Source organism: Stutzerimonas sp. KH-1 (genome assembly GCF_054483855.1).
This window is the reverse complement of record NZ_CM137011.1, coordinates 1,604,669-1,622,125: the sequence shown is the minus strand read 5'-3', so window position 1 is coordinate 1,622,125 and position 17,457 is coordinate 1,604,669. Positions and strand designations below refer to the sequence as shown.

10 protein-coding genes are annotated in these 17,457 nt (G+C 64.0%); 8 read left to right on the top strand and 2 right to left on the bottom strand.

Annotated features, from left to right (window positions below):
* Nucleotides 1-50: 50 nt before the first annotated feature.
* Entirely contained in the window at nt 51-863 is an 813-nt protein-coding gene (gene xthA, locus ACX1DW_RS07720) for an exodeoxyribonuclease III (protein ID WP_458993139.1), read from the bottom strand.
* 253 nt (nt 864-1,116) lie between these two features.
* On the opposite strand from xthA, the gene ACX1DW_RS07715 reads away from it, so the two are divergent.
* From ACX1DW_RS07715 to ACX1DW_RS07690, 6 genes are all read left to right on the top strand, one after another.
* Nucleotides 1,117-1,752 carry a GNAT family N-acetyltransferase gene (locus tag ACX1DW_RS07715; protein WP_448131877.1) on the top strand — a complete coding sequence of 212 codons (636 nt, stop codon included), beginning with the start codon at nt 1,117-1,119 and terminating at the stop codon, nt 1,750-1,752.
* 195 nt (nt 1,753-1,947) lie between these two features.
* Nucleotides 1,948-3,630, top strand: a complete 1,683-nt coding sequence (locus tag ACX1DW_RS07710; RefSeq protein ID WP_458993395.1) for an autotransporter assembly complex protein TamA — start codon at nt 1,948-1,950, stop codon at nt 3,628-3,630.
* Nucleotides 3,630-7,307: a translocation/assembly module TamB domain-containing protein gene (locus tag ACX1DW_RS07705; protein WP_458993138.1), complete on the top strand. Its 3,678-nt coding sequence runs from the start codon at nt 3,630-3,632 to the stop codon at nt 7,305-7,307. Before ACX1DW_RS07710 ends, ACX1DW_RS07705 begins: the two co-directional genes overlap by 1 nt.
* A gap of 493 nt (nt 7,308-7,800) precedes the next feature.
* Complete coding sequence (locus ACX1DW_RS07700; protein WP_230724765.1) at nt 7,801-9,144, top strand: alanine/glycine:cation symporter family protein; 1,344 nt, start codon at nt 7,801-7,803, stop codon at nt 9,142-9,144.
* A 135-nt stretch (nt 9,145-9,279) separates the two neighbouring features.
* Nucleotides 9,280-9,780, top strand: a complete 501-nt coding sequence (gene tpx, locus ACX1DW_RS07695; RefSeq protein WP_267930512.1) for a thiol peroxidase — start codon at nt 9,280-9,282, stop codon at nt 9,778-9,780.
* Nucleotides 9,781-10,089: 309 nt separating this feature from the next.
* On the top strand, nt 10,090-11,277 hold the full coding sequence (locus ACX1DW_RS07690) for an NAD(P)-dependent oxidoreductase (RefSeq protein ID WP_063542215.1): 1,188 nt from the start codon (nt 10,090-10,092) through the stop codon (nt 11,275-11,277).
* A 94-nt stretch (nt 11,278-11,371) separates the two neighbouring features.
* On the opposite strand, the gene murJ is transcribed toward ACX1DW_RS07690, so the two are convergent.
* On the bottom strand, nt 11,372-12,838 hold the full coding sequence (murJ, locus tag ACX1DW_RS07685; protein WP_458993137.1) for a murein biosynthesis integral membrane protein MurJ: 1,467 nt from the start codon (nt 12,836-12,838) through the stop codon (nt 11,372-11,374).
* 285 nt (nt 12,839-13,123) lie between these two features.
* On the opposite strand from murJ, the gene ACX1DW_RS07680 reads away from it, so the two are divergent.
* Entirely contained in the window at nt 13,124-14,365 is a 1,242-nt protein-coding gene (locus ACX1DW_RS07680) for an MdtA/MuxA family multidrug efflux RND transporter periplasmic adaptor subunit (protein WP_458993136.1), read from the top strand.
* Nucleotides 14,362-17,439 (top strand): MdtB/MuxB family multidrug efflux RND transporter permease subunit, encoded by a 3,078-nt coding sequence (locus ACX1DW_RS07675; protein WP_133457204.1) that lies wholly within the window; start codon nt 14,362-14,364, stop codon nt 17,437-17,439. Before ACX1DW_RS07680 ends, ACX1DW_RS07675 begins: the two co-directional genes overlap by 4 nt.
* Nucleotides 17,440-17,457 lie beyond the last annotated feature (18 nt).

Sequence of the window (17,457 nt, the reverse complement as noted above, 5' to 3'; positions counted from 1 at the left end):
TACCAATAAATGACAGCGCGGACGGCGCTGCCGGAATTGCGCAGAGGTCGTCAGCGCAGCTCGATCCACACCGGGCAGTGGTCCGAAGGCTTCTCCATCGCGCGAATGTCGTAGTCGACGCCACAATCGACCACGCGCTGGTGCAGCGCTGCGGTGGTCAGGATGTAGTCGATGCGCAGGCCGCGACGCGGGTCGTCCTCGAAACCGCGACTGCGATAGTCGAACCAGCTGAAGCGATCGACGACTTCCGGGTTTAGGGTGCGAAAGCTGTCCTGCAGCCCCCAGCCCTTCAGGCGTTCGAGCCACTCGCGCTCCTCGGGGAGAAAGCTGCACTTGCCGGTGCGCAGCCAGCGCTTGGCGTTCACTTCGCCGATGCCGATGTCGCAGTCCTGCGGGGAAATATTGAAGTCGCCCATCAGCGCGAGGGAATCCTCGGGGCGGAACTGCTGTTCGAGCAGCGTCTGCAGGTCGGCGTAGAACTTGGTCTTGGCGGGAAACTTCACCGGATGGGCGCGGCTTTCGCCCTGGGGGAAGTAGCCGTTCATGACGGTGACCGGCTGGCCGTTGGCATCGGCGAAGCGGCCCCAGATGAAACGCTTCTGCGACTCCTCGCCGTCGCTGGGAAAGCCCTTGTGTATCTCCAGCGGTGCCTGGCGCGAGAGCAGGGCGACGCCGTAGTGGCCCTTCTGCCCGTGATAGTGGACGTGGTAGCCGAGCGCTTCGATCTCCGCCTGGGGAAACTGTTCGTCAGAAACCTTGGTTTCCTGGAGGCCGATGACGTCTGGCTGATGCTTTTCAATGATTGCAGAAAGCTGGTGAGGTCTTGCGCGTAATCCATTGATATTGAAGGAAACGATTTTCATGGGATTCCGTGAAGGCTGGCTGAGGCTCAAGGGGGAACAACACCCGGCGCGGCGCTGCCGATGCCGATCTGTCGTGGGCAAAGAACGCCGATTCTAGAGCCGCGGCGCCATGCTTACCAAGTTTCGAGCTGAAACGGACAGCAACGGCATTGTCTTTGGAGCAGCATGAACGGCAGCAGCTCCGGCGGCGTGGCGGGGCGGGCGAAGCGCTGCTAAGTTGCAAGCATCCCTCTGGAAAAAGCCGAGAGTTGCCATGCCGATGTCTGCCGAGGTTCGCACGCTCGATAGTGGTTATGACCGCGAAACCCGTTCGCTGCTGTATCACGCATACCGTCACGAACCGACCTTTGCCTACCTGTTCGAGGCGGACCGGCCCGGCTATCAGCAGCGCGTGCGCGCGACCGTACGGGAGCTGGTAAACCAGCATTTCCTGCAGCAGCAACCAGCACTCGGGCTGTTGCTGGACGACCGCCTGATAGCCGTCGCGCTGATCGCGCCGCCGCAACGGCGGCTGGATGTCACCGAAAGCTGGGCCTGGCGCGCGCGCATGCTGCTGACCGCCGGGTTCCGCTGCACTCGGCGCTATCTGGACTACCACGCGGCGGTATTGGCGTGTCTGCCGACCGGCGCGGTGCATCTCCTGCCGTTGCTCGGTGTACATCCGCAGTTTCAGGGGCAGCAATATGGTGAGCAGCTGCTGCAGGCGGTGCACGAGTGGTGCGCCGAGGATGAAACCTCCCAGGGGCTGGTGATCGATACCGGCAATCCACGCTACCTGAATTTCTACCAGCGGCAGGGCTACGAGGAGATAGGCCAGATCGCCGTCGGCCCGGTGGTCGAACACATCTTCTTTCATCCGGCGCCCAAGCGGATGGAAGCGGCGCGTTAGGTGTGTCCGAATTTTATCCGGGCGGGTCAGTCTGACAGGTCTGAAGCCACGCGATGTCAGCCGATGCCCGCCCCACCGCAAGACCGCCTTACACACTGTCTAGCCCGCACGTTCGGGCCTGAGCGGAAACACGTGCTAGCATCGCTGGCCATGTGCAAATCGAACCGAATCGGCCCGCTGGCAGCCGCACTCGTGATGTTGAGCGGCATTCATGCCAGCGCCGCCGAGCTCGACGTTCGCATCGAGCCCGAGAACCGGGCGCTCCGGGAAAATATCGAGAACTACATTGGCGACCTGGGCGACCGTGACGCGCGCGAGCTGCTGCGCTACAGCCGGGTCGCGCAGCGTCAGGCGGAAAAGGCGTTGCAAGCGCTGGGTTACTACCGCAGCCGCATCCGCACCGATGTGCGTGAGGGCGAGGAACCGGCGCTGCTGTTGCGTGTGCGAACCGGTGAGCCGGTGAAGCTGCGCAACATCACCGTCCGGCTGGACGGGCCTGCCGCTGAGTTCTCCGGCTTTCGCGTCGCCGAACGCACCCTGCGTCAGGGCGATGTGCTGAACCACGGTCGGTACGAGGAGGTGAAGCAGCAGTTCCTCAACCAGGCCTCGCGCTTCGGCTATTTCGATGGTCGCTTCACTCAGCAGCGGTTGGCCGTCGATCCGCGGGAGAATGTCGCCGACGTCGAGCTGGTATTCGACAGCGGGCCGCGCTACCGCCTGGGCGACGTGCGCTTCGAGGGGGATTCGCCGTTCGATGACGACTTGCTCGGGCGCATGGTGCCGTTCGAGGCAGACACCCCGTACGACTCAGAACTGATCGCCGAACTCAGCCAGGCGCTGCAGTCGAGCGGCTATTTCGAGGGCGTGCGTGTCGATGCCAACCCGAGCGGTGCCAACCAGCAGCGCATCCCGGTTTCGGTCGCGCTCACCACCCGCAAGCCGCGCACCTTCGGCTTCGGCCTTGGTTATTCCACCGACGTAGGCCCGCGGGTCCGGCTGGATTGGACGCGCCACTGGGTCAACCCGCAAGGTCATAGCTACGGTGCCGAGGCGGAACTGTCGGCGCCGCGGCAGAACGTCGGTTTCTGGTACGACATTCCGCTGGACCCGCCACTGACCGACAAGCTGCGCTTCGTCGGCGGCTACCAGTATGAAGAGATCGCCGGCACCGACAGCCTAAGCCGTCTGCTCAAGGTCGGGCCGGAATGGCACAGCCAGCTGCCCAGCGGCTGGCTGCGCGTGCTGTCGCTGAAGTGGCAGCACGAGGAATATCGCCTCGGGGACGATTCCGGGACCAGTACTCTGCTCATGCCCGGCGTCGCCTACAGCTACCTGCGTAGCGACAACCGTATCGACCCGAGCCGCGGGTATCGCCTGCAGTTCGAAGTGGCTGCCGCGAAGGCCGGGGTGCTTTCCGACGCGGATCTGGTCCACGCCAACGTGCAACTGCGGGGGCTGACCACCCTGGCCCAGCGGCATCGCTTTCTCGGTCGCGTGCAGCTTGGCGGCAACTGGACCGATGAGTACGTCAACGTGCCGCCGTCACTGCGCTATTTCGCCGGTGGTGATCAGAGCGTGCGCGGCTACGATTACCAAAGCCTGTCACCGACCAACTCCGATGGCGACAAGATCGGCGGCCGCTATCAGTTCGCGGTCAGCGCCGAGTATCAGTATTCGATTGCCGAGAAATGGCGTGTCGCGACCTTCGTCGATCAGGGCAACGCCTTCAACTCGCTGGAAATTCCCACGCTGAAAAGTGCCGTTGGCGTCGGTGTGCGCTGGGTATCGCCGGTCGGCCCGATTCGCGTCGATGTCGCGCATCCGCTGGATGGCGACGGTGGTGTCCGCCTGCATTTCTCCATGGGGCCGGAGCTGTGATGCGGCTACTGCGTGGGCTTGGCTGGACGCTGCTTGGGCTGATCCTGCTCGTGCTCATCGTCACCGTCGTGCTACTCGGCACCGCCAGCGGCAGCCGCTGGCTGCTGGGTCAGGTACCGGGGTTGACAGTCGAAACGTTCGAGGGCCGACTCGGCCAGCGCTGGCAGGCCGAGCGGCTGATCTGGGAGCAGGACGGCAGCCGTGTCGAAGTGCAACAGCCCCGTCTTGCCTGGTCACCGGCGTGCCTGCTCAAACGCACGCTGTGCATCGACGAGCTGGTCACCGGCGACATCGACCTCAGCTTCCCGCCCAGTGAGCCTGATCCGGCGGCGGAGCCCTTCAGCTTGCCTGAGCTCGATCTACCGCTGGCGCTGCAAGTCGAACGCATCGAAATCGGCCGGGTGACGCTCAATGAAAGCGAGCAGGTGCAAAATCTATATCTGCAGGCAGATTGGCGTGCGGATGGCCTGGACATCCAGCGCCTCGACTTGCGCAGGGCGGATGTGGACCTGTCAGTGACTGGCCGGCTGCAGCCCAGCGGTGACTGGCCGTTGACGCTGGACGGACAGGCGGCGTTGCAGTCGCCGGACGAGCAGCCGTGGGCGCTGATGATCGCTGTGGATGGCGATCTGCGCGAGAAGCTGCAGGTGCAGGTGCAAAGCCAGGGCTATCTCGACGGTACCCTCAGCGGGCAGCTGCGCGCCCTCGATGAGCAATTGCCGGCGACGCTCCGGCTGAACGCCGACGGGTTCAAGGCGCTCCCCGATCTGCCGGACACCCTGCGCCTGAACGATCTGGAGCTAACAGCAAGCGGCAACCTGCAGGACGGTTACCGGTTGCTCGGTACCACCGAACTGCCAGGGGAGGGTGGCGCAGTGCGGCTGGCGCTGGAGGGCGTCGTCAGTCCGAGCGGAGCGCAGATCGAGATGCTCGAGCTGGATGCGGGTCAGCAGCGCGATGTGCGGTTGAGTGGCGATGTCGACTGGCAGGACGGCCTGACCGCGAATGCCGATCTGCTCTGGCGCGATTTTCCCTGGCGACGGCTCTACCCGGCGATCGAAGAGCCGCCGGTGACCCTACGCGAGCTCAAGGCGCAGATTCAGTATGACGACGGCAGCTATCTCGGTAATTTCGAATCGGCCATGACCGGCCCGGCCGGGGATTTCACATTGAACAGCCCGGTCAGCGGCAATCTCGAAGCGGTACATCTGCCGCAACTGCAGCTGCAAGCCGGGCAGGGCAGTGCGACGGGTTCGTTGAGCATCGGCTTCGCCGCGGGCGTCGACTGGAAAGCCGACCTGACGTTGAGCGAACTCGATCCTGCGTACTGGCTGGCTGAACTGCCGGGCAATCTCGGCGGTTCGCTGAAAAGCCAGGGCGCCTTGCGTGACGAACAGCTGCAGGCCGAAGCGAGCCTCGACATCGCCGGACGCCTGCGTGGTCAGAACACCAGCCTTCAATTGCAGGCCAACGGCGAAGGCGAGCGTTGGGATCTGCTGGTCATCGACCTGCGTACGGGTGATAACCGCGTGCACGGCAGCGGCAGCTGGGCACAGACGCTGGATGGCCGATTGCAACTGGAGCTGGGCCGCCTGGCGCAGTTGTGGCCCGATCTCAGAGGGCGAGTGAACGGTGAGGTCACGCTGGCGGGAACCGCAGCGGCGCCGAGCGGGCGGCTCGAGCTGAGCGGTCGCAACCTCGCTTATCAGGACAATCGGCTGCGTCGCCTCAGCGTGCAGGGTCAGCTATCCGATGGGGAACGCGGGCGGCTGGCGCTGAACGCCGAGCGAATCCGCGCAGGCGAGACGGAACTCGGTGCACTGCGGATCAATGCCGAAGGCACTGCGGAACGGCATCAGGCCGATCTGCAGCTGCAAGGTCCGTTGCTCGACCTGGCCTTGGCTTTCGATGGCGGATTGCGCGGTGAGGACTGGCTTGGCCGGCTGACGCGTGGCGAACTCAGCGCGCAGCAGCAGGACTGGGCCCTGCAACAGCCGGCCACGCTGCAGCGTTTTGCCGATGGCCGACTGGAATTCGGTGCGCATTGTTGGCGCTCCGGGCCCGCCAGCCTCTGTGCGGAGAATCAGCGCCTGCTGCCGGAGCCGCAGATTCGCTATCGCCTGCGCGATTTCTCCCTGCAGACCCTGGCCGAGTATCTGCCCGAAGATTTCCGCTGGCAGGGCGAGTTGAATGCCGATATCGAGCTGGACCTTCCCGCTGGCGGACCCAATGGCCGGGTTCAGGTCGACGCCGGCCCCGGCGTGCTGCGCATTCGCGATGCAGACGAGTGGCACGACTTCCCCTATCAGACCCTGGCGCTGAACAGTCGCTTGCTGCCGGAGCGAATCGACAGCCAGCTGCGTTTTCAGGGCGGTGAGCTGGGCGAACTGGACGTGCAGCTGCAGATCGATCCGCGGCCTGCGGCCAAGCCAATCGATGGCGAGTTTCGCCTGAGCGGTCTCGATCTTTCGGTGGCGCGCCCGTTTGTGCCGATGGTCGAGCGTCTGCGCGGCGAACTGAACGGAAGTGGCCAGCTGGCCGGCACCCTGCAGCAGCCGACGCTCAACGGCCAGCTGCTGTTGAGTGACGGTGAAATTGCCGGCAGCGAACTGCCGACGACGTTCGAAGATCTGCGGGTGCGCCTGCTGATCGAGGGTGAGCGGCTGAACATCGACGGCAACTGGCGGGCCGGTGAACAGGGCCGCGGCAGCCTGAACGGCGCACTGGACTGGCGAAACGAACTGGATCTGGATTTGGCGATCAAGGGCAGTCGCCTGCCGGTGGTAGTCGAGCCTTACGCTGACCTCGAGGTAGAGCCGGATCTGCGCATCGTGCTCAGCGGGCAGGACCTGGCGGTCAGCGGTCGGGTCGAAGTGCCGCGCGGTGCGATCACGGTTCGCGAGCTACCGCCGGCGACGGTGAAGGTCTCCGAGGACACGGTGATCATCGGTCGCGAAGCCGAGGAGCCGGCGACACCGCTGGCTGTGAAGATGGATATCGATGTCGAGGTGGGCCAGGACCGCTTGCGCTTCTCCGGCTTCGGGCTGACCGCCGATCTAGCGGGTTATCTGCATATCGGCGACAACCTGGATGCGCGCGGCGAGTTGCAGCTGAAGAACGGTCGCTATCGGGCCTACGGCCAGCGGCTGACCATCCGCCGCGCCGAATTGCTGTTCACCGGCGTGATCAGCCAGCCGTTCCTCAACATCGAGGCGATCCGGCGGATCGATGCGGATAATGTGGTCGCCGGGCTGCGCATCACCGGCAGCGCCGAGCAGCCACGCATCGATGTGTTTTCCGAACCGGCCATGAGTCAGGAGCAGGCACTGGCCTATCTGGTGCTGGGGCGACCGCTGGGCGCCGATAGCGGGGACAGCAACCTGCTGGCACAGGCGGCGCTGGGTCTTGGCCTGGCGGGTAGCTCGTCCATCACCGGCGGCCTGGCGCAGCGCCTGGGCATCCAGGACTTCCAGCTGGACACCGAAGGCACGGGCGCCAGCACCAGCGTGGTCGCCACCGGCCGACTGACCGAACGCCTGGCCCTGCGCTACGGCGTCGGCGTGTTCGAGCCGTCGAATACCATCGCGCTGCGCTATCAACTGACGCGGCGGATTTTTCTCGAGGCGGCCAGCGGTCTGGCCAGTTCGCTGGACATCTTCTACCGCCGCAATTTCTGAGTGCAGGCACGGCGTGGCTACAGGGCGGCCGTCGCCTTGCGGCGCTGTTCTACCCGGCCGATCGATCTGATATGGCAACAGGCGCACCAAAGCGCGCCAGCGATCACTGGCGCGCGCACCAGACTGGGCTACGCTGAGTTCGCTTTGCTTGCCATTCGCTATTCGGCGGGCTCTGGCTGTCCGGGTTTGACCGTTCGGTCTGGTTCCTGCGTCGATTCGATCATCGAATCTGGCGCGATTGCCCCGCGCCCAACGAGCGAATGCAGTGGTAGCATCCACGCTTCCGACCGTCGCGGTCATCGCCGCGCAACGCTCTAGCACGAGTCTTGCAAAGCGCTGCGGACCTCAGCGCTTACAAGCTCCAGAGGCGGATCGGAGTCGTCGGTACCTGGTCGCTGAAAAACCACCGCCACAAGCGTCATGTTTTTCAACGGCTCCACGGTAGCGCGCCCCCAACGCGAGGGAACTCGCCTATAAGAAATAAGGTGCTCGAATGGAATTTCTGAACAACCTCGTCAATACCGTAAACGGCCTCGTCTGGGGCCCACCCATGCTGGTACTGATCCTCGGTACCGGTCTGTTCCTGATGATCTTCCTCAAGTTCATGCCGCTTACGCGCATCGGCACAGGCTTTGCGCTGATGTGGCGCGGCCGTGCCAAGGGAGATGATTCGACCGGTGAAATCAGCCCGTTCCAGGCACTGATGACCTCCCTTGCCGCGACAGTGGGGACAGGGAATATCGCCGGTGTGGCGACCGCAATCTTTCTCGGCGGGCCGGGGGCGCTGTTCTGGATGTGGTGCACCGCGCTGGTCGGTATGGCAACCAAGTACTGCGAGGTCGTGCTGGCGGTTCATTACCGCGAGAAGGACGACCGGGGCGAGCACGTTGGCGGCCCGATGTACGCGATCAAGAACGGCCTGGGCAAGAAGTGGGTCTGGCTGGGCACCGCATTCGCCATCTTCGGCGGGCTGGCCGGCTTCGGCATCGGCAACATGGTGCAGGTCAACAGCATGGCCCACGCGCTGGAAACCACCTTCTCGGTGCCGCTGTGGGCGACCGGCCTGATCACCATGGTGATCGTCGGCCTGGTGATCCTCGGCGGTATTCGCCGCATCGGTGTGGTCGCCGCCTCGCTGGTGCCGTTCATGTGCCTGGCTTACCTGATCGCTGCTGTAGTGGTGCTGGTAGTCAATGCATCGACCATTCCGGCGGCGTTTGACCTGATCTTCACCCACGCCTTCACCCCGATCGCCGCTACCGGTGGTTTCGCCGGCGCTGCGGTCATGGCGGCAATTCGCTTCGGTGTGGCTCGTGGCATCTTCTCCAACGAGGCGGGCCTCGGTACCGCCGGTATCGCTCAGGCGGCCGGTACCACCACCAGCTCGGTGCGCTCGGGCATGATCGGCATGCTGGGTACGTTCATCGACACCATCATCGTCTGCTCGATGACAGGCCTTGCGATCATCTGCACCGGCGTCTGGACCAGCGGCGAAAGCGGGGCGGCGCTGTCCGCGGCAGCCTTCGAGTCGGCCATGCCGGGTATCGGTGGCATCATCCTGACCATCGCGCTGGTGGTCTTCGCCTTCACTACCATCCTGGGCTGGAGCTACTTCGGCGAGAAGTGCTGGGAGTTTCTGGTCGGCACGCGAGCCATCTGGCCTTTCCGTGTGATCTGGGTGCTGGCGGTGCCGTTCGGTGCCATCGCCCAGCTCGACTTCGCCTGGCTGTTGGCCGATACCCTCAACGGCCTGATGGCGATCCCCAACCTCGTTTCGCTGTTGCTGCTGAGTCCGGTAGTGGTCAAGCTGACCAAGGAATATTTCGCACGCAGCTGATGCCGGTAACGGTCGGTAATCGCCCTAGATGGCGGTTCACCGATCGGCGGTCCGAGGCTACACTCGGGCCCTCTTTCAGGCCGTGGGGCTGATGGCCCCGCGGCCTTTTCGTGTCACCCATCGAGGAGCGAAGCAATGACAGAAGTCACCCTGAAAGGCACCCCCGTCCAGGTAGCCGGCGAGTTTCCGCAGGCCGGTCAGCAGGCCAAGCCGTTTCGCCTGGTAGGCGCCGACCTCGCCGACGTCGAGCTGGCAGCCTTTGCTGGCAAGCGCAAGATCCTCAACATCTTCCCAAGTGTCGATACGCCGACCTGCGCCACGTCGGTGCGCAAGTTCAATGCTCAGGCCAATGCGCTCGAGAACACCGTCGTGCTGTGCATCTCCGCCGACCTGCCGTTTGCGCAGAAACGCTTCTGTGGCACCGAGGGGCTGGAAAATGTGGTCAACCTGTCAACCATGCGGGGCGCCGAGTTCCTCAAGGACTACGGTGTGGCCATCGCCAGCGGCCCGCTGGCCGGCGTTGCCGCACGCGCGGTAGTCGTGCTGGATGAGCAGGATCGCGTGCTGCACAGCGAACTGGTCAGCGAGATCGGCAGCGAACCGAACTACGAGGCAGCTATCGCTTCACTTGCCTGAAGCGCGCAAATGGCTAATCGACGGCGAGTCCTTAGGGGCTCGCCGTTTTTTTTTTTGGCGACAGAAACCCATCGGCACAAGTGAAACCGCCTGTCGAGGTCAATTAGCGGAAACAGCGGGGTCGAACTACTTTCCGTGGTGTCGCTTACCAGAGGATTTCAGGGTGAGCGTAAGCCCACAAAGATGGCAATTAGGCAGCTTTTCTTAAAAATCTTTTCGCGCGGCTGCTGTCATAGAGCTGATGCCCATTGAATGGATTCAGTTATGCCTACCTCAGATGTCAAAAGAATCGGTATATCCGGAACCGGAATGATTGCCCACGGCATCGTTCGGTTGATCAAACGGCACTATCAGGACATGCAGATTTCCCGCGTCCTGACGCGCCGCCCGCTTTCCTCGCTGACTGACTTCCCGCTGCCCGAGGCGTTGACCAACTCGCTGGACGAGCTGATCGATCATTCCGATCTGATCGTCGAATGCAGTGGTGATGTCTTCCACGGTACTTCGGTCATCGAACGGGCCTTCGAGGCTGGGCTGCAGGTGGTGACCGTCAACGCCGAGCTGCAGGTCACCACGGGTTCCTACCTGGCGGGGAAGGGTTTTCTCACCGAAGCCGAGGGCGATCAGCCCGGCTCGCTCGCGGCGTTGCGCGAAGATGCGCTGCAGATGGGCTTCCAGCCGATGGTCTACGGCAACATGAAGGGCTATCTGAACCACGACCCCTCGCCCGAAGACATGGCCTACTGGGCCAATCGACAAGGCATCAGCGTTGACCAGACGACCTCCTTTACCGATGGCACCAAGGTCCAGATCGAACAGGTGATCCTCGGCAACGGCCTCGGCGCGACCATTACCCGTCAGGGCATGGAAGGGCTGGCCTCGACCAATCTGGACGACAGCGCCAGTTTGCTGGGAATGATGGCCGAGCGCGCTGGACAGCCGATCGTCGACTATGTGATCCCCTCAGGTTACCCAGCCGGTGGCGTGTTCCTGGTCGGGCGGCACGACGAGGATCAGGCGCGAGCCATCGAGTACTTCAAGCTGGGACGCGGGCCGTTCTACACGTTGGTCAGGCCGTTCCACCTGTGTTCGCTGGAGGTGGGCAAGACCCTGCGCCGCGTACTGGACGGCGGCGGTGTGCTGCTCAACAACTCGACCGAGCCGACCTTGGGCGTGGCGGCGATTGCCAAGCGCGCCATGAAGCCCGGTGAGCTGATTGATCGTGGAATCGGTGGCTTCCAGTTCCGTGGCGAGGCGATCAAGCTCGCCGAGCATCCGGATCACGTACCTATCGGCCTGCTACGCAAGACGGCGCTCAAACGTGCGGTCGAGCCGGGGCAGATCATCACCTTCGACGATATCGATATCCTGCCCAGTCGTGCGCTGGACATCGTCATGGAGCAGCGCCGACCGCGTCCGCAGAAATCCGATGCCACATCGGACGGCTGGACGACGCCCTGCGTCAGCACCATGGGAATGCTCGCCCTGGGGGGGTGAGCATGAACGTCCTGACGACAAGGCCGCTGCACCACGCAGCGGCCTTGTCGTTTCTGCCGTTGGAACTTCAGCTCGCGACGACAGTGAGCATCTGTCACGCCTTGCGCATCGACCAGTAGCGCGGACGGAACAGATCACGCTCACCCAGCAGGGTGACCCCTGCGGCGAAACCCACCAGCACCAGCCCGATATAAAGGCACAGTTCGACGAAGCCCTGTGGCTGCGGCAGGAAATGCACTGCCCCGGCGAGCGCTACTGCGGTCGCCAGCCAGCGCGCCAGTACGGCCACCCCGGCGCCTCGGGGCGAGGTGCGGTAGACGAACAGCCCCATGAACAGCGCCTGCAACATGGCCCCGCTGGTGAAGGCCAGTGCCAGCCCGGCGGCGCCGTAGTGGCGATAGAGTGCAGCATCCAGCGCTATGGTCATGACCGAGCTGATCAGCGTGATGACGAGGAACAGACGCGCCTGGTGCTGTGCAAGCAACGCTCGTCCCCACAGCAGGGCAAGTCCCATCGCCGGTAGGCCGAGCGCGTAAATCACCATCAGCGAAGCCGTTGCCCGCGTCTGGGCCGCGCCGAACTGCCCACGTTCGAGCAGCACCGAGACTACCGCCTCGGGGAAGGAGCACAGCACCACTGCGGCAGGCACGAGGAACAACAGCGTCGCCAGCAACCCCTTGCGGATCACAGCGGCGTGACCGCTATGGTCCTGGTCGTTCCAGCTTGAGGAAAACTGCGGAAACAAGACCGACAGCACCGACATGGCGTACAGCGTCAGCGGAATGGTGACGATGCGGAAGGCGAAGGAAAGCATGGTGATGCTGCCTTCCTCGAGAAACGAGGCGAACATGCGTTCGGCAAGTATGCATGCCTGCTGCGCCCCGGCAGCCAGCAGCACTGGCGCGAACGCCAGTCCGAACTGACTGCCGTGTCCCTTCTCCAGCGGCAACGCTTCGCCACGCATGTAGCGGATGCGCCGGTGCTGGACGATGATCAGCGCAACCTGCGGCAGCAGCATGCCGAGGAAGATCACCATGCCACTGGGCTCGAACAACAGAATGCCGACGATTGCCCCGGCATTGAGTAGCAGCGTGCGCGTCATCGGCATGATGAACACGTTGTCCATGTTCAGCAGTGCGCCCTGGCAGTAAAGCGCCGCTTGCACGGCGATCAGCAGAGCGCCGACACAGAACACCAGCTGACCGCTGGCTACCTGCTCGGTGGTCCAACCGGGCGCCAGCGCGTTGAGTACCCAGTAGCTGGAAATCACGATCAGTGCGCAGGCGGCGGCACCGAGCAGCATCACACGCCAGTAGAGCCAGCGCGCGACCGCCTCGAACAGCGATTCCGACTGGCTGCGCAGCCTCTGCAGGTAGGGGATCATGGTGTCGCGCAATGCCAGGCCGAGGAAGTTCTCGAAGAACAGCGGCAGGATCAGCGCAACGAAGATGAGATCCGCTTCCCAGCTGAGGCCGAACGAGCGGGCGATGAACAGATCGCGAAGAAAACCGAGAAGAAAGCTGGCGACGGTGAGCGCCAGAATGACCAGCGATGCATTCATTCCTTGATCCTATGCCGGCCATCGATGAGGCGATGGCTCGTTGAACGACACGACAATGTCCGATTTCGACGTGCTGCAAAGCGCGGGGCTTGCTCACAGCGCTCCACTCGCGCACGGGCCGCGAGAGGAACGCTAGATAGACTTAAGACCTGCTCCATGGTTCCAGGCCCATGGCTCTGAACCGGTCATCGTGTACATGCCGATACGTAAAAATGCCGTAAAGGCACTTTGCGAGCGGATCGCGACTGCTTATGGTTCACGCTCCTTTCCAAGCGAACTCCGTTCATGTCCGAGACGCATCCCACATCCACGCGCTCCAGCCTTCGCTGGGTGGTTCTAATCATCGCCGTCATCGCCATTGCGGCGCTGATCTGGTGGCTATGGCCCGCCTCCAAGGACGCCCCGCAGCGCCCGGGTGGTCGACCGGGATTCGGCGCGTTCGGCGGCCCGGTTCCGGTGCGTGTCGCGACGGTAGAGCAGGGCGAGTTCGAGGTGTTCCAGAAAGCCTTGGGCAGCGTGACGCCGTTGAACACGGTCAATCTGCGCAGCCGGGTCGGCGGCGAGCTGGTGGAGCTGCGCTTCGAGGAGGGGCAGCGCGTCAAGAAAGGCGACCTGCTGGCCGTGATTGATCCGAGGCCTTACAAGGTCGCGCTACAACAGGCCGAAGGCACGCTGCAGCAGAACCGTGCGCAGCTGAAGAATGCCCAGGTGGATCTCGAGCGCTATCGCGGCCTGTACGCCGAAGACAGCATTGCCAAGCAGACACTGGATACCCAAGAGGCGCTGGTCAGCCAGTATCAGGGCACGCTGGCGGCGAATCAGGCTGCGGTCAACGAGGCGCGCCTGAACCTGGAGTTCACCCAGATCCGCTCACCCATCGACGGTCGAGTCGGTCTTCGCCAACTCGACGCAGGTAACCTGGTGTCGGCCAATGACACCACGCCGCTGGCGGTCATCACGCAGACCCAGCCCATGTCGATCAGCTTCACCCTGCCCGAGGGTGACCTGCTGCCGGTGCTGACCCGCTATCGGCAGGGCGACGAGCTGGCGGTGCAGGCCTGGGATCGTGGCGAACGCGTGCTGTTCGGCGAGGGCGTGCTGGAAAGTATCGACAACCAGATCGATGCGACCACCGGCACGCTGCGCCTGAAGGCGCGTTTCGACAATGAAGCGGAGCTGCTGATCCCCAACCAGTTCGTCAACGTCCGCCTGCGGGTGGAGACCCTGGCCGATGCTGTACTCATTCCCTCCGCGGCGCTGCAGTTCGGCTCGCGCGGTACCTTCGCCTACGTCATCGGCGACGACAGCAAGGTGGAACTGCGATCGCTAGAGGCCGGCCCTACCAATGGCGAAACCACCGTGGTGCTCGAGGGCCTCGAAGTCGGCGAGCGAGTGGTGATGGAAGGCACCGACCGCCTGCGTGACGGTGCTGAGGTCGAGGTCGTGAGCGGCCAGCGAATGGCCGAGGAGGCGGCCGAGAAGCCGGTCCTCGGTGGTGACGAGGCCGCGGAGCGCGAGGCGCGATGAATATCTCCCGCCTGTTCATCCTGCGACCGGTAGCGACCACGCTGAGCATGGTCGCGATCCTGCTGGCCGGGTTGATCGCCTACAAGCTGCTGCCGGTGGCCGCGCTGCCGCAGGTCGATTACCCGACTATCCGCGTGATGACACTCTACCCAGGCGCCAGCCCGGAGGTGATGACCAGCGCGGTAACCGCTCCGCTGGAGCGCCAGTTCGGCCAGATGCCGGGGCTCGCGCAGATGTCCTCGACCAGCTCCGGCGGTGCTTCGGTCATCACCCTGCGCTTCTCGCTGGAAGTGGCGCTGGATATCGCGGAGCAGGAAGTGCAGGCGGCAATCAACGCGGCGAACAACCTGCTGCCCAACGACCTCCCGGCGCCGCCGGTCTACAACAAGGTCAACCCGGCAGATACGCCAGTGCTGACGCTGGCGGTAAAGTCCGATGCGTTGCCGCTACCGCAGCTGCACGATCTGGTCGATACCCGCATGGCGCAGAAGCTGGCGCAGATCAACGGCGTCGGCATGGTCAGTATCGCCGGCGGGCAGCGACCGGCGGTGCGTATCCGTACCAATCCAGAAGCACTGGCCGCCTATGGCCTGTCGCTGGCCGACGTGCGTTCGCTGATCGCCAACTCCAACGTCAACCAGCCCAAGGGCAACTTCGATGGACCGACGCGGGTGTCGATGCTCGACGCCAACGACCAGCTGGAGACGCCGGAGGAGTACGCCGAGCTGATCCTGACCTATCAGGACGGCGCCGCGCTGCGCCTGAAGGACGTAGCCGAGATCGTCGATGGCGCCGAGAACGAACGTCTCGCGGCCTGGGCCAACGAAAGCCAGGCCGTGCTGCTGAACATCCAGCGCCAGCCGGGCGCCAATGTGATCGAGGTGGTCGAGCGCATCCAGGCGTTGCTGCCGGAGGTGACCGCCAGCATGCCGGCCGGGCTCGACGTGATCGTGCTTACCGACCGTACCCAGACCATCCGCGCCGCGGTCACCGATGTACAGCATGAGCTGATGCTCGCCACCTTCCTGGTGGTGATGGTGACCTTCGTCTTTCTCAAGAAGCTGTCGGCCACGGTGATCCCGTCGATCGCGGTGCCACTGTCGCTGGTCGGCACCTTCGCCGTGATGTACCTGTGCGGCTTCTCGCTGAACAACCTGACGCTAATGGCGCTGACCATCGCCACCGGCTTCGTGGTGGACGATGCCATCGTCATGCTGGAGAACATCGCGCGGCACCTGGAGGAGGGCGAGACCCCGCTCAATGCGGCGCTCAAGGGCGCGAAGCAGATCGGTTTCACCCTGATCTCCCTGACCCTCTCGCTGATCGCCGTGCTGATCCCACTGCTGTTCATGCAGGACGTGGTGGGCCGGCTGTTCCGCGAGTTCGCCATCACCCTGGCGGTGGCCATCCTCATCTCCCTGGTGGTCTCGCTGACGCTGACCCCGATGATGTGCGCCAAGCTGCTCAAACCCCACGCGGCAGAAGAAAAACCCGATTGGGTGGAGCGGCTGATCGGCGGCTATTCGCGCTGGCTGACCTGGGTGCTGCGCCACCAGACGCTGACCCTGGTGGTGGCAATCGTCACACTGGGGCTGACGGTTGTGCTCTACCTTGCCGTGCCCAAGGGCTTCTTCCCGGTGCAGGACACCGGCGTAATCCAGGGCATCAGCGAGGCACCGCAGTCGATCTCCTTCCGCGCCATGAGCGAGCGTCAACAGGCATTGGCGCGAGTGATTCTTGCCGATCCGGCGGTGGACAGTCTGTCGTCCTATATCGGCGTTGACGGCAGTAACGTCACGCTCAACAGCGGCCGTTTGCTGATCAACCTCAAGCCCCACGGCGAGCGCGACCTGACCGCCAGCCAGGTGATCGATCGCCTGCGGCCGGAGCTGGCAAAGGTGCCGGGTATCGAGCTGTATCTGCAGCCGGTGCAGGACCTGTCCATCGAGGACCGGGTCAGCCGCACGCAGTTCCAGTTCAGCCTGGAAACGCCGGACAGCGAGTTGCTGCAGGAGTGGACGCCGCGCCTGGTCGAGGCGCTGCGCGAGCGGCCGGAGCTGACCGACGTGGCCAGCGACCTGCAGAGCAATGGTCTGCAGATCTACCTGGACATCGACCGCGACGCGGCGGCGCGCCTCGGCATCCAGGTCGCGGACATCACCGATGCGCTGTACGACGCCTTCGGCCAGCGACAGATCTCCACCATCTTCACCCAGGCCAGCCAGTACCGCGTGGTGCTGGAGGCGGAGGCGGGCAACCGTCTTGGTCCGCAGGCGCTGGAGCAGCTGTTCGTGCAGAGCGAAGGCGGCACGCCGGTGCGGCTGTCGAGCCTGGCAACCCTGGAACAGCGCAACGCACCGCTGCTGATCAACCATATCGGTCAGTTTCCGGCGGTGACCCTCTCGTTCAACCTGGCCAGTGGCGTGTCGCTGGGCAAGGCGGTGGAGGTGATCGAGGCGGTGGAGCAGGAGATCGGCCTGCCGGCCGGAATCCAGACGCGTTTCCAGGGTGCCGCGGAGGCCTTCCGCGCCTCGCTATCGAGCACGCTGCTGCTGATCCTTGCCGCGGTGGTGACCATGTACATCGTGCTCGGTGTGCTCTACGAGAGCTACATCCACCCGATCACCATCCTCTCCACGCTGCCCTCGGCGGCGGTGGGCGCCTTGCTCGCCTTGCTGCTGACCGGCAACGATCTCGGGCTTATCGCGATCATCGGCATCATCCTCCTGATCGGCATCGTCAAGAAGAACGCGATCATGATGATCGACTTCGCCCTTGAGGCCGAACGGCAGCAAGGCATGAGCCCGCAGGATGCGATCTACCGCGCGGCGCTGCTGCGCTTCCGGCCGATCCTGATGACCACCCTGGCGGCGCTGTTCGGTGCGATTCCGCTGATGCTGGCATCCGGCTCCGGTGCCGAACTGCGCCAGCCGCTCGGCCTGGTGCTGGTGGGCGGCCTGCTGCTCAGTCAGCTGCTGACGTTGTTCACCACACCGGTGATCTACCTGTTCTTCGACCGCCTCGGCCAGCGCTTCGGGCGTCGTCGCGAGCCGCTGGCGGAGGCGCAAGCGTGAGCAGGACTGCAATCGCGC